Origin of the sequence: Acinetobacter sp. YH12126, from assembly GCF_013418745.1 — a bacterium.
Lineage (GTDB): Bacteria > Pseudomonadota > Gammaproteobacteria > Pseudomonadales > Moraxellaceae > Acinetobacter > Acinetobacter amyesii.
The window spans coordinates 52,826-65,965 of record NZ_VPBM01000002.1; the positions used below are offsets into that span (position 1 = coordinate 52,826).

Sequence of the window (13,140 nt, forward strand, 5' to 3'; positions counted from 1 at the left end):
CAGGAAACATTATGGCCTATATTACTTTAAGGGACGTCCAGCTTGCATTTGGCGGACCTTCCCTACTCGACGGCGCGAACTTCAGTTTAGAACGTGGCGAGCGAGTGTGTCTAATCGGTCGTAATGGTGAAGGTAAGTCTACTTTACTTAAACTGATTGAGGGAACTTTATTGCCAGATGGCGGTGAAGTTTCATTGCAAAATGGCATTACGATTTCAATGCTTGCTCAAGATGTACCCATGGATTCGGGCAAAGTTGCTGATATTGTTGCCGATGGTGCAGGTGAAGCTGCAACTGTTCTACGTGCTTATCATGAAGCCAGCGAAGCCTGCGTACTCGGCGATATGGACGCCTGTGAGCGCATGGGCAACCTACAACATCAGATGGATCAAATGGATGGCTGGTCACTTGAAACCAAAGTGAATGCTATCCTCAGCAAAATGGGCCTAGACCCAGAAGCTGACCTTGCAGATTTGTCTGGTGGTCGTAAGCGTCGTGTTTTGTTGGCACGTGCTCTCTTAACGCAGCCCGATGTATTGCTACTCGACGAACCAACTAACCATTTGGACGTTGAAAGTATTGAATGGCTCGAAAAATTCCTGCTTGATCAAAACAACTTAACCCTGTTGTTTATTTCGCATGACCGTTCATTTGTCGACAACATCGCAACCCGTATTGTGGAACTTGACCGCGGTATTTTGCGTAGCTATGAAGGTAACTATTCACGTTACCTCGAACTCAAAGCTCAGCAAATGGAAGCGGAAGAAAAGCAAAATGCACTATTCGATAAAAAACTCGCTGAAGAAGAAGTGTGGATTCGTCAGGGTATTAAAGCGCGTCGTACCCGTAACGAAGGTCGTGTTCGTGCCCTAAAAGCATTGCGTGAAGAGTCTAAAGCACGCCGTTCACAACAAGGTAAAGTGAGCATGGCAACGCAAGATGCGCAGCGCTCAGGTAAAGTGGTCTTTGAAATTGAAAACTTAGCTGTGCAATTTGGCAACAGCTCACCAATCATCAAAGACTTCTCGGCACTGGTATTACGTGGTGACCGTATCGGCTTAGTCGGTGACAACGGTGTGGGTAAAACCACTCTTATCAAAGCTATTTTGGGTGAGCAAGAACATACTGGTACAGTAAAAACAGGTACACAACTTGAAGTTGCTTACTTTGATCAGCTTCGAAATGCACTTGATCTTGAAAAATCAGTGAAAGATAACGTCTCTGAAGGCTCAGACCATGTCGATGTAAACGGTAGCCGTCGTCACATCTACAGTTATTTACAAGACTTCTTATTCTCTCCAGAACGCGCACGTACACCAGTTAAAGCACTGTCTGGAGGTGAGCGTAACCGTATTCTGTTGGCTAAGCTTCTACTGAAACCATCGAACCTTATCGTAATGGACGAACCGACCAACGACTTGGATATGGTGACGCTTGAACTGTTAGAAGAAATGCTCAGTGCTTACAAAGGCACACTGTTACTGATTTCGCATGACCGTGCATTTATGGACAACGTGGTGACTTCAACTTGGGTCTTTGATGGTAAAGGTCAAATCGATGAATACATCGGTGGTTATCAAGACTATTTGGAACAGCGTCCTGACCAAACTGTCGTGGATCAAAAAAGCGATGTGAAAAAAGCCATGGCTAAAGCCGAAGCAGCGGCTGCCGCTGCCGTGCCTAAAAAAGTCAAGCTCAGCTATAAAGACCAACGTGCCCTAGAACAACTGCCGACTGAAATTGAAGCATTGGAGCAAGAGCAAGCTGAATTGTCTGAAAAATTAGCTGACGGTTCTTGGTTCATGACTGACGCCGATGCTGCGACCAAAGCATCACAGCGTCTTGCTGAAATTGATGACGAAATGCTAGAAAAAATGGAACGTTTAGATGAGCTAGAAACGCTCGCTAAAGGATAAATCTACAAATATTCCACACAGAAAAAGCCGTATTTCGATACGGCTTTTTTTATGTCATATGACTCGACTGGATGGCTAACCTAAATGACGCTGTTTCAAATTGGAGCATACAGCGTCTGTAAAGACGATTCCGCAAATGTGAAAAGCTTGCTATGGTGACGTTCAATATAAGATTGAGTCACGAGTATGCAAATTTCAGATCAAATTGTCTTGGTTACAGGAGGTGCACGTGGCCTCGGTTTGGCAATTAGCCAAACTTTAATAGCTGAAGGCGCACGCGTGGTCGTGAACTATCTATCCAGTCAAACTGCGGCAGAACAGTTGGCGACCGCATTTCCTCAGCAAGTGTTTACCTATCAAGCTGATGTCACAGATAAAGCTCAAGTAGAACAGCTCTTTGCCGCAGCAGAAGCACATTTTGGTACCGCGATCACCTCTGTCGTAAATAATGCCCTCATCCATTTTCAATTTAATGGCGATGCCCGTCCTAAAATGGAAGAACTGACTGCACAGCACTTACAGCAACAGTTTGATGGCACAGTCGTCGCTGCACTCAACACCACTCAAGCGGCGCTTCCCAAGATGAAAGCACAGGGTTTTGGTCGCATTGTGAATATTGGTACCAACCTGGTACAAAACCCTGTCGTGCCTTACCACGACTACACTGCAGCAAAGGCAGCACTTTTGGCCTTCACTCGCACAGCGGCGCATGAGCTGGGTGAGTTTGGGATTAACATCAATATGCTTTCAGGTGGCTTATTACAAAGCACCGATGCCAGTAAAGCGACGCCCGATGCCGTGTTTGATTTAATCGCAGCATCGACACCTTTACGCACAGTGACCACACCTGAAGAATTTGCGGCGGCCATCATGATGTTCTTGTCCCCTTACTCACGTGCAGTCACCGGGCAGAATTTGATTGTCGATGGCGGTTTAGTCAAAGGTTAAGTCTGATGCAGCATGAGGTTGAACTTTCTCTTTCAATTCAGCTTCATGCTAAACTGAACCCTATTTTTAATCTTTGATTTAGCCCTATGAGTCAAAAGCCAACATATCAACCCGGAAAATTCCAATGGTCTTTCTTACTTCCTCAGTATTGGGGAATTTGGATAGGGATTGTATTTCTTATGATTTTGGCGATTCTTCCGTGGGCAATTCAGTATCGACTTGGGCAATTCCTCGGTTCTGTCGCATTTAATAATCTCAAATCACGTCGTAAAACCACGATTCGCAACTTGGAAGTTTGCTTTCCTGAATGGACGGCAGAACAGATTGAAGCTAATGCAAGACAGGTTTTTATCGACCAAATGATTGGTATTTTTGAAACCTTAAATGCATGGTACAGCCCGCAGTGGTTCAAAAATCGGGTGCAAATTGAAGGCTTAGAACATATTCAAAATGCACAAGCTGAAGGCAAAGGTATTTTACTCCTCGGCACACATTCTACCCTGCTCGATGCTGGTGGCTACTTATGCGCACAGTTCTTTGAGCCGGATGTGGTTTATCGTCCGCAAAATAATCCGCTGTTGGATATGTTGATTGTGCGTTGCCGTGCCACCATCTATGCCAACCAAATCGACCATGACGATATGCGTGGCTTGATTCGCAATCTGAAAAATGGCCATGCCATTTGGTACAGTCCCGATCAGGACTTTGGTTTGAAACAAGGGGTTATGGCACCGTTTTTTGGTACTCCCGCAGCCACTGTTACTGCACATCGTCGCTTATTAAAAATTGCTAAAGCCGAGGCGATCCCGTTGTATTTTTATCGCGATGGCGACATCAGCAACCCTCAATATCATGTATTGATTGAACCTGCTTTGGACAATTTTCCGAGTGACGATGAAGTTTCGGATGCTATTCGAACCAATAAAATTATTGAAAATCAGCTGCGAATCGCACCGACACAATACATGTGGTTCCATCGCCGCTTTAAAACCCGCCCACAAGGCTATGACAAAATCTATTGAGTTCAACTCAGCACATAAAAAAGAGAAATGCTATGAAAGTGATGCAGCTTTTACCTGAATTGAACAGTGGTGGTGTCGAGCGAGGAACCTTAGAAATAGCTCGTGCTTTAGTGACCGCCGGTCATGAGTCCTTAGTGGTTTCAAATGGTGGCCGCATGGTAACTCAATTGGAAGCTGAAGGTTCAACTCACCTCACGCTCGCAATTCATAAAAAAGCCTTATCGAGCTTATGGCAAATTCGTCCTCTACGTAAACTGATTGAGCAACATCAACCAGATATCGTGCATGTGCGCTCACGTGTCCCCGCGTGGCTCACGCATTTTGCCCTCAAAGGGATTCCAGCTAACAAGCGACCTCACCTGATTTCAACTGTACATGGTTTTTATTCGATTAATCGCTACAGTCAAATCATGACGCAGGCTGAAAAAGTCATTGCGGTCTCGGATAGTGTTGTCAAATACATCACGGACAACTACAAAAACTGTCCTACCAAGGACATTGTGCGTATTTATCGTGGCATTGACCCCGCTGCTTTTCCGCATGGTTATCACCCCTCAGCACAGTGGCTCAATCAAACCCTAAAAGATTTCCCTGAACTAGAAAATAAGCGTCTGATTTGCTTACCAGGCCGTATCACCCGTTTGAAAGGTCATGAAACCCTGATCCATTTAGTGGAACAGCTACAAACACAGTATCCCGACGTACATGCGGTGGTGGTCGGTGGTGCAGATCCGAAAAAAGCGGCTTATTTACAAGAAATGCAAGACAGTATTGCGGCTAAAGGGCTGAGTGATCGGATTACTTTTGTCGGTCATCGTTCAGATATCCGTGAATGGTTAGCTTTTAGCGATTTGGTTTTGTCTTTGTCGAGCCAAGCGGAAACCTTTGGACGGACAGTACTTGAAGCACTGTCTGTAGGTACACCTGTAATCGGTTGGAACCGTGGTGGCGTAGCTGAAATTTTATCGAATGTCTATCCGCAAGGTTTAGTCACTGTCGATGATGAAACCCAATTACTCGAAACCTTAAAGTTGCATTTAGATCATCCACAGCAGGTGCAACCTATCAGTATGTTTAGTTTAAAAGAGATGTGTGATCAGACTTTAGCGTTGTATACGCAAGTAGCCTCTCAGCATTCCGCTGGATTGACTACACGTCATTGATCCTTGCTGCTCAGGATGAAGCTCGGGAAATATTTTTAATTCAGCAACTCGATCAACATCTAGAAAGGATATTGTGCATTTCACAATATCTTTTTTTCTATTAGGATTTTTTAACTGGCGATTTAATCCTTTCATTTAGCCCTTCAATTTCGGGCTTCCACTTAGCCCTTCCATACACGGTATCGGGACATCAACCAAAGAATTAGCGGCAACAACATGACATTTAGAATATGTTTCAAACTTTGCCCTATACGCCAAAAGCCTCTATCTAAAATATCATGGCGTGCACTAAACAATTCCAATCCCACTGCGACGACCACAACCGTCCAAATCGCATAATGTGATTTCAATTGGCGGTGATGGCAAAAGGCCACAAAAAAGAACAGTATTAAGCCAAGGTAAATGGAAAGTGCATCGGTGGATAAGTGTGTAATCTGCAATATTTTCTGGTGCCATTCGGACAGCATAGAATGCCTCGTACTTATATTTATTGGAAATTCATCGTTTTTTTTTGGCACACTGTATAAAGAAATTGATCAAAAGAAAAGCAAAAAATTCTATATCACAAAAGCAAAACCCGAGTTCTGCATCCTGCAAAACTCGGGTCTATGAGGTTGTGCTTTCACAAGTATTCTTTTTATTTTTTATTGGCTTTCCTTTCCTACATCCGTTCCGTGATGCTTCCATCGGCTTCGTCTTCCTTAGTGGGATGTTCCGTTCCCAGTTCCATGTGCCGATGATCAAAGAATAAGTCAATACACTTGACCTGACCATTCGTCAGAAGCCGAAAGCTGTGTAAGCTATTTCTTACACTTTTCTCTTAAATCAAACAAAATCAAGGTATCTTCGTACCATCCTTATAATCACGGGCGATTTCATCAGTCACAATCTTCTCCTCTTCCTCAGCTTTTTCTATACCCTCCTGAATTGCCTCTTGCGCTTCTTGTTCATCTTCATCTGTTTGCTCTAATTCTTCTTGGATTTGCTCAAATACCCTGCCTGTTTGCAGCACTACATAGACTGGAAAATGGTCTGAACCGATATTGGGCAAGCGTTCCATATGTACCAATGCAAAATCTGTACTATGAAAAATATGGTCGAGCGACCAACGCAGCAGTGGATAATTGGCATGAAAGGTATTTACGAAATGACGTCCAACACGCGGGTCTAAAAGCCCACTGATTCGTTGAAAGAGTCGTGTAGTACGTGACCATGCCACATCATTCAGGTCCCCCATAACGATGCAACTTTCATCTAAATCTTTAATCTGATCGCCCACAATCAGCAATTCTGCATCGCGTAAAGTTGAATCTTTGGCTTCTGTTGGACTTGGCGGTTTGGGATGTAAACAATATAGTTGAACCTGATTTCCTGATGCTAAGGTGACTCGGGTATGGATCGAAGGAATTTCATCACTGAGAATAAATTTGACTTCAGTTTCACTAAGTTCTAACTTGCTATACAAATGCATGCCATACAAATTATCCAAAGGTACGGGTACGCGATAAAGATAATCAGCTTCAATCACTGCCAATTCATTTTGCCAAGTTTGATCTGTTTCTAGCGTGAGTACTAAGTCAGGTTGATGCTTTTGTATTTGTGCCAATAACAAGTGATATTGAGTGTTCGGCGTAAGTACATTTGAGACAATGATTGAAATTTGTTTCTGTTTATCTAACTGGTCTGAACGAACTTTTTTGACTTGTTTTTTCCAAATAAAGGTATAAGGCAAAACCATTTTTAATTGATATGCCAAGGCAGCAATCAACCCAATTAAAATGATTTCACGTGCCAAGTCCCATTCGGCATTCCATAAAATTAAGCCCATGAAGGCAAATATACCCAAAGCCAAGATTTGCAGGCGCGGAAAATCTGCACCACGAAACCACCATTCATCTCGTGGGATCAGTGACCAAAATGTCAACCAAATGACGAAGCCAGCCAGTATTTCAATCCAAATCATTACGCCTCCCTTATATTCTTTATTTTTTATTGATTCATAAATTTATATCAGTTTTGCATGTAACATAAACAAGATATATTGCACAATATTATTGGTGTTTTCATTATGTAGCGCTTGCAGTTATGCGCCCTTTTGGTACACTCGAACCCCCTTTTTATTTTTTAACGCACCGAGGCAAAGTGACATGAAAGTAGGTCTGGTCGGTTGGCGCGGGATGGTTGGTTCCGTCCTTATGCAACGTATGGTTGAAGAAAACGATTTCGCTCATTTCGAACCGTTTTACTTTTCTACCAGTAATGCAGGTGGTGAAGCCCCTGCGTTTGGTGGTAAGACTGCCCCAGCACTTATGGATGCAACGGACATTGATAGTCTGAAGCAAATGGATGTCATTATCACCTGCCAAGGTGGCGATTATACGACTGAAGTTTTCCCTAAGCTTAAAGCTGAAAACTGGAATGGCTACTGGATCGATGCTGCATCGACTTTACGTATGGACGATGAAGCAATCATCGTACTTGACCCAGTAAACATGAATGTAATCAAAGACGGCTTAGTCAAAGGCACAAAAACATTCGTAGGCGGTAACTGTACCGTTTCATTAATGTTAATGGGTTTAGGCGGTCTATTCCAAAATAATTTAGTGGAATGGGCAACGTCTATGACATATCAAGCGGCATCTGGTGCAGGCGCGCAAAACATGCGTGAACTGATTTCAGGTATGGGCTACTTGTACAACAATACCAAAGATTTGCTAGATGACCCACGTTCTCCAATTTTAGATATCGACTCTAAAATTGCAGCCCTACAACGCGGTGAAGGTTTCCCATCTGCGAACTTCGGTGTGCCTTTAGCAGGTTCTCTCATTCCTTATATCGACAAACAGCTTGAAAGCGGTCAGTCGAAAGAAGAGTGGAAAGGTCAAGTTGAAACCAACAAGATCTTAGGCAACCAGCAAATCGTTCCAATCGATGGACACTGTGTACGTATTGGTGCAATGCGTTGTCACTCTCAAGCATTGACTTTAAAACTTCGTAAAGATGTTCCACTGGATGAAATCGAAGATATTATCGCAAGTGCCAACGATTGGTCTAAAGTGGTTCCAAATACCCGTGAAGCGTCAATGACTGATTTGACTCCTGTTGCTGTAACAGGCACCTTGTCTGTTCCAGTTGGTCGTCTCCGTAAGCTCAACATGGGTAAAGAATACCTAGGTGCATTCACTGTAGGTGACCAATTGCTTTGGGGTGCTGCTGAACCTTTACGTCGTATGCTAAGAATTCTCATTGATTATAAAAATGCTTAAGCATTTTTAAGTCTCTGAACAGGAAGCCGATCACAATTGATCGGCTTTTTTATGTAACTGTCGTGTAAATATTTTACAATTCTTTGACAACTCGCTAATCTATAATTTTCGCCATGCGACATATATTCGAGCTAAAGATTAAGATGACCGTATATAACAAATTAAAGATCGCCATTTTAGCCGTTATTGCATCTCAAAACATTCAAGCGATCAGCATTGATCCTGTACAAGTCCAGTCAGCACCCGGGGAATTGCTGTACGCTGAGATTCATTTTCGCCACTCAAATACATCTGTGCCGCTCAGTGCAAGTTTAGCCACGGCAGAAGATTTGTTGAGTATGGGTACAGGGCATCAACCACCGGGGCATTTAAACTTCTTTACGCGTCGTGATGGTGCGGGCAATGGGGTAATTACCATTACCTCTTCGCGTCCAGTGACCGATGCTGAGCTTAATTTTATTGTTAATATTAAAGAAGGTAATGCTTCACGCCTGCAACAAATTCGTACCCCATTAAAACGCAATCCAACCACATCGAATGCGAATCAAACCGCCAATGAGCGTGCTTTAACACCTGTCGTGATTGTAAATGAAAAAGAAATTGCCTTAAATTTACCTGTTAGCACCCTCTACACCGCAAAAGCACCTGTAGCTGTAGAACAACCCTTACTACTCAGCACCAAAACACCGCCGAAGTTAGCACAATTAGCAACGTCAACGCCTGTTGCGATTGAACCTGCCACGCATGTGCAAAATTATAGCGTTGCACCTGCGGAGCAAAATAGCGCAAGTACTTCATCAGGTGCTGAAACATCAATTTCGCAAGTTACAAAAACCAATTCGACCAGCTCTGTCAGTTCAGAAATGCAAGCCACACAAACTGCAACAGCATCAACTGCAAGATCTAAAGACCCATTGGCACAAAAATTTGCTGCGGAGCAGGCAGCACAAAAACGTGAAAATCCAACAACGACAACTCAAACAGCATCTACACCAAAACCAACAAGTACTGCAGCTGCATCAACAGCAACACCTGCGGCAAAATATGTGGTTCGCTCAAATGAAAGCCTTTGGGGGATTGCCTCACGTATTGCGACAGAACAAAACCGCCCTGTCTCTGAAGTCATGCAACAGATTAAAAACAGCAACGAACATGCATTCATTCAGGGCGACGTAAACCGTCTGCGCCGTGGTGCGGCATTAAATCTGCATGGTATGCAGCAAGCAAAACAGCCTGTAAAAGTCTCTGCGGCAGAACTTGCCAAAGTGCCTTCGAAGCAGTCAGGCAAAACCAAATACCGTTTGAATCAAGCTGAAATGAGTCTGGTGGCAGAGAAAGCGCAAGATTCGGCACAATCTTCTGCCAACAGTGCGGCAGAAAAGAATAAAACTTCGAAAGAGTTGTCATTAAAAGTTATGACATCTCGTGAAAAAACCGTTAAATTACAGAGAAACGTAACTCAATTAGAATTGGCGCTAAATCAAAAGGATCACAGAATTCAATTATTAAATGCTCGTCTTGCTCAACTGCAACAACAGTTGAAAGCTCAACAAGCAGATAAAAGAAGCCAATAAACTAAAACGTTACCAATCAAGATTTTATAGAGATGAGTGCAACTTTATATCGCTCTATCTCCAAGGGGTTAAAACATGCTGATTTATGTGATTCCATTAGTGATCTTAGTGATCGTATTGGTTTTTTTAAACAAACGCCAAAAAGATCAAGAATCAGATAAAGCCAAACCAACATCCACTAAAACCAAGAAAACGGGTGTTTCAGCTAAAGCGACTCCGAAGAAAACTCAAGTGGTTGAAAACAGTGTCATTGAAAAAAAATCAATGACACCATTAACGACAGAAGCTCGTGGCAAAATTGAAAAATTAATTGCAGAACGTAATTTCTTTTCTGCTGAAGCGCAAATCAATCAATCGTTAAAACGTGACAACTCACAACATGAGTTATACCTATATCTATTAGATATTCACATTTTACAAAAAGACGAATTTGCCATCAGCCAATTGCTGAGCCATATTCGTTCACTTGAACTCGATGAAATTTTAGAACAAGCTGAAGCAAAAAAAGTAGAGTTTGACAATTCTCAAAATGTGAAAGATGATGCCATTAACTTTGTATCACCAATCACTGAAGAGGTTCCATCAAAAGCTCAAAATACCTCTGATTTTGATGCTTTAATGCAAAGTTCAACTGCTGCACCTGTTGAGCCCAAAGCAGCCGAAATTAAACCACTAGATTTTAATTTCACCACTGAAACGCCTGCAAAAGTAGACATTTCTACCTCAGTTGAAAGTGCTCCTGCTGAAAAAATACAGCCGCTTGAATTTGATACGCTTTCAATTTCACCAGAACCTGCACTTGAAGCAACACCGAAAACCGATGAGATTGCTCAGCCATCTCCTGCCGTTGAAGAAATCAAACCAATTGATTTTGCAATGGACTTTGCCCCAAGCACTGAAGCTTCGGCTGAAACTAAAACAGAAACTGTAGAAGAAAAAATCGAACCTTTAGATTTTTCATTTACAACAGAAACATCGGTTGTAGAAGAAAACAAAGTTGAAGCCCCAACCTTAAACTTTGACTTAGGTGCTTTTGAAACAGCAAAAACAGAAGACGCGGTTGTCGCTCCTGCAACAGAGTTTAACTTAGAGTCTACGCCTGAAGTTAAACCTGCAGCCCCTGCTTCAAGTGGTGTGAGTTTTGACATTAGCGGTTTAAGCACACCGTCAACCCCATCTGCTACTGACCAAAACGATCCATTAGTTCAATCTTTCCCTGGACTGGTTGAAGTCAATGAAATTGAATTGAATCTTGAATTGGCAGCGCAATACATCAAACTAGGTGCTTATGACGCTGCACGTGAAATTTTAACTGAAAAAGAGGCTGAGTTTTCTTCAGCTCAGCGTCAACAAGCAGATCAGTTACTGAATCAAATCGCATCTTAAGCAAAAGCGATTTAAACTAAAGCAGTCTTTCAAGGCTGCTTTTTTTATGATGAAAAAAATTGCTCTTATTTATATGGGTGGTACCTTCGGTTGTATCGGTGAGCCTTTAAGCCCCATGCCAGCGAATGCTTTTTTACCTAAATTACAGCATGTGCTGCCACTACACCTAAACATTGAATGTTTTGTCGCACCTGTCATTCGCGACAGTAGTGCTTGTACTGCACCCGACTGGCTGGCACTGATCCAACAAATTCAAAGTTTACAATTACAACAATTTCAGCATTTCGTAATTATTCATGGCACAGACACGCTTAGCTATGCCAGCGCAGTACTTGCACACTTTATGGCACAGTCTGCTCATATCGTGCTTACAGGCAGCCAATATCCGCTGTTTAATGTGGCTGGTGACAACACCCGTGAATTTACCGATGCCATCGACAATTTAAATTTTGCATTGGAATCGGTACATCAATCGAGTGTTGGGGTTTATTTGGCCTTTCATCATCAACTGATGCATGCTCAATCCGCATTAAAAGTACATACAACCGATCTGAAAGCCTTTGATGGGCTGCCAGCCACACAGCCACTTTCAATGCTGACATCGCCGTATATTGTTCAAGCCAATGATTTAGACAAAGCAGCTCATTTCAATTGCCTGAATTGGATGTGGCAACCGATAGCAACTGATCTACACAGTCAAAATTTAGCCACCCTGCTTACACACACGCCAGATGTTTTAATTTTGCAAGGTTTTGGTACAGGCAATATTGCCGTTGATGCTGAATTACTCAATGTATTGAAAGCCATACAACAAAAAAATTGCAAAATTATCTTAAGTACACAGGTTGTTCATGGCGGTATAGATCAGCGCTATGCTGTGAGTGACTGGGTCAAAGATAGTGGAATATTACTGAGCAATTGTTTAGGTCATGCAGATCTTTATGCCAAATGTTTGAAAATGTATTTACAATACGGCAGTGCTGCAGACTGGACTGCGCATTGGAACGATTAAGTCATTTGAGGTAACTATGCAACGTTTTGCGATTGGGATTGAGTTTTGTGGCATGCAATACAAGGGCTGGCAAACTCAGCAACCGGGCGTACCAAGCGTGCAAGAAACCATTGAAACCGTCCTCAGTAAAGTAGCCAATGAGCCGATCATGTTGCATGGCGCTGGCCGAACAGATGCCGGCGTCCATGCAACCAATATGGTGGCACATTTCGATACTCAGGCTATTCGCCCCATTCGTGGATGGTTAATGGGCAGCAATAGCCAATTACCTCGTGACATCTCCATCCAATGGATTAAGGAAATGGATCAGGACTTCCATGCCCGCTTTAAAGCGCAAGCACGTCGTTATCGCTATGTGGTCTATAACAATCCACAGCGACCAGCTTTACTGCACAAGCAAGTGACCCATGTTTATGCAAAATTAGATGTGCTAAAAATGCAACGTGCCGCGGCCAAATTTGAAGGCACTCATAATTTCGAAAGCTTCCGTGCCGCAGCCTGTCAGTCCAATCAGCCTGTTCGTCATGTCAGCCATTGCCGTCTGATCCAACACGGATGCTACTTGGTCCTAGATATTCAGGCCGATGGTTTTTTACATCACATGGTGCGTAACATCATGGGCTGTTTGTTGGAAATTGGGCAAGGTATGTATGACGTTGACCATATTGACGATATTTTTGCTGCTGAAGACCGAAAAGCAGCAGGTGTCACCGCACCACCCGATGGACTATATTTTATCCATGCAGACTATCCAGCTCAGTTTGAACTTCCTCAAGTTCCGTTAGGACCACATTGGCTAAATATGCCTGAATAAACAATCCCTCCCAACCTCACTTTCACAGAGAGGGTGTTT

Annotated in this window: 11 protein-coding genes; 9 read left to right on the forward strand and 2 right to left on the reverse strand. The window is 43.0% G+C overall.

What is annotated here, in order from left to right:
* The first annotated feature begins 11 nt into the window (after positions 1-11).
* The 4 genes from FTU62_RS00295 (at position 12) to FTU62_RS00310 (ending at position 5,049) form a co-directional block, all read left to right on the forward strand.
* On the forward strand, positions 12-1,916 hold the full coding sequence (locus FTU62_RS00295) for an ATP-binding cassette domain-containing protein (RefSeq protein WP_180101423.1): 1,905 nt from the start codon (positions 12-14) through the stop codon (positions 1,914-1,916).
* A gap of 186 nt (positions 1,917-2,102) precedes the next feature.
* On the forward strand, positions 2,103-2,864 hold the full coding sequence (locus FTU62_RS00300) for a 3-oxoacyl-ACP reductase (protein ID WP_180101425.1): 762 nt from the start codon (positions 2,103-2,105) through the stop codon (positions 2,862-2,864).
* Positions 2,865-2,950: 86 nt separating this feature from the next.
* Complete coding sequence (gene lpxL / locus FTU62_RS00305) at positions 2,951-3,886, forward strand: LpxL/LpxP family Kdo(2)-lipid IV(A) lauroyl/palmitoleoyl acyltransferase (protein ID WP_180101426.1); 936 nt, start codon at positions 2,951-2,953, stop codon at positions 3,884-3,886.
* A 32-nt stretch (positions 3,887-3,918) separates the two neighbouring features.
* On the forward strand, positions 3,919-5,049 hold the full coding sequence (locus tag FTU62_RS00310) for a glycosyltransferase family 4 protein (RefSeq protein ID WP_180101428.1): 1,131 nt from the start codon (positions 3,919-3,921) through the stop codon (positions 5,047-5,049).
* Between the two features lie 161 nt (positions 5,050-5,210).
* Here FTU62_RS00310 and FTU62_RS00315 read toward each other — a convergent pair whose 3' ends face one another.
* Positions 5,211-5,516 carry a hypothetical protein gene (locus FTU62_RS00315; protein WP_180101430.1) on the reverse strand — a complete coding sequence of 102 codons (306 nt, stop codon included), beginning with the start codon at positions 5,514-5,516 and terminating at the stop codon, positions 5,211-5,213.
* A 368-nt stretch (positions 5,517-5,884) separates the two neighbouring features.
* A complete protein-coding gene (locus tag FTU62_RS00320; protein WP_180101432.1) occupies positions 5,885-7,012 on the reverse strand; it encodes an endonuclease/exonuclease/phosphatase family protein in 1,128 nt (375 codons plus the stop codon).
* Between the two features lie 184 nt (positions 7,013-7,196).
* Here FTU62_RS00320 and asd point away from each other — a divergent pair, with 184 nt between their 5' ends.
* The 5 genes from asd (at position 7,197) to truA (ending at position 13,101) form a co-directional block, all read left to right on the forward strand.
* On the forward strand, positions 7,197-8,315 hold the full coding sequence (asd, locus tag FTU62_RS00325) for an aspartate-semialdehyde dehydrogenase (protein WP_180101434.1): 1,119 nt from the start codon (positions 7,197-7,199) through the stop codon (positions 8,313-8,315).
* Positions 8,316-8,458: 143 nt separating this feature from the next.
* Positions 8,459-9,889, forward strand: coding sequence for a hypothetical protein (locus FTU62_RS00330; protein WP_180101436.1), 1,431 nt, complete (start codon positions 8,459-8,461; stop codon positions 9,887-9,889).
* Between the two features lie 75 nt (positions 9,890-9,964).
* On the forward strand, positions 9,965-11,275 hold the full coding sequence (locus tag FTU62_RS00335; RefSeq protein WP_180101438.1) for a fimbrial protein FimV: 1,311 nt from the start codon (positions 9,965-9,967) through the stop codon (positions 11,273-11,275).
* 49 nt (positions 11,276-11,324) lie between these two features.
* A complete protein-coding gene (locus tag FTU62_RS00340) occupies positions 11,325-12,287 on the forward strand; it encodes an asparaginase domain-containing protein (RefSeq protein ID WP_180077953.1) in 963 nt (320 codons plus the stop codon).
* 16 nt (positions 12,288-12,303) lie between these two features.
* Entirely contained in the window at positions 12,304-13,101 is a 798-nt protein-coding gene (gene truA, locus FTU62_RS00345; protein ID WP_078189716.1) for a tRNA pseudouridine(38-40) synthase TruA, read from the forward strand.
* Positions 13,102-13,140: the final 39 nt, after the last annotated feature.

Bases quoted from the DNA above. Each gene is read 5' to 3' on its own strand.
- truA (WP_078189716.1), top strand. From the start codon at position 12,304: ATGCAACGTTTTGCGATTGGGATTGAGTTTTGTGGCATGCAATACAAG.
- lpxL (WP_180101426.1), top strand. From the start codon at position 2,951: ATGAGTCAAAAGCCAACATATCAACCCGGAAAATTCCAATGGTCTTTC.
- FTU62_RS00310 (WP_180101428.1), top strand. From the start codon at position 3,919: ATGAAAGTGATGCAGCTTTTACCTGAATTGAACAGTGGTGGTGTCGAG.
- FTU62_RS00335 (WP_180101438.1), top strand. From the start codon at position 9,965: ATGCTGATTTATGTGATTCCATTAGTGATCTTAGTGATCGTATTGGTT.
- FTU62_RS00315 (WP_180101430.1), bottom strand. From the start codon at position 5,516: ATGCTGTCCGAATGGCACCAGAAAATATTGCAGATTACACACTTATCC.
- FTU62_RS00330 (WP_180101436.1), top strand. From the start codon at position 8,459: ATGACCGTATATAACAAATTAAAGATCGCCATTTTAGCCGTTATTGCA.
- FTU62_RS00295 (WP_180101423.1), top strand. From the start codon at position 12: ATGGCCTATATTACTTTAAGGGACGTCCAGCTTGCATTTGGCGGACCT.
- FTU62_RS00340 (WP_180077953.1), top strand. From the start codon at position 11,325: ATGAAAAAAATTGCTCTTATTTATATGGGTGGTACCTTCGGTTGTATC.
- asd (WP_180101434.1), top strand. From the start codon at position 7,197: ATGAAAGTAGGTCTGGTCGGTTGGCGCGGGATGGTTGGTTCCGTCCTT.
- FTU62_RS00320 (WP_180101432.1), bottom strand. From the start codon at position 7,012: ATGATTTGGATTGAAATACTGGCTGGCTTCGTCATTTGGTTGACATTT.
- FTU62_RS00300 (WP_180101425.1), top strand. From the start codon at position 2,103: ATGCAAATTTCAGATCAAATTGTCTTGGTTACAGGAGGTGCACGTGGC.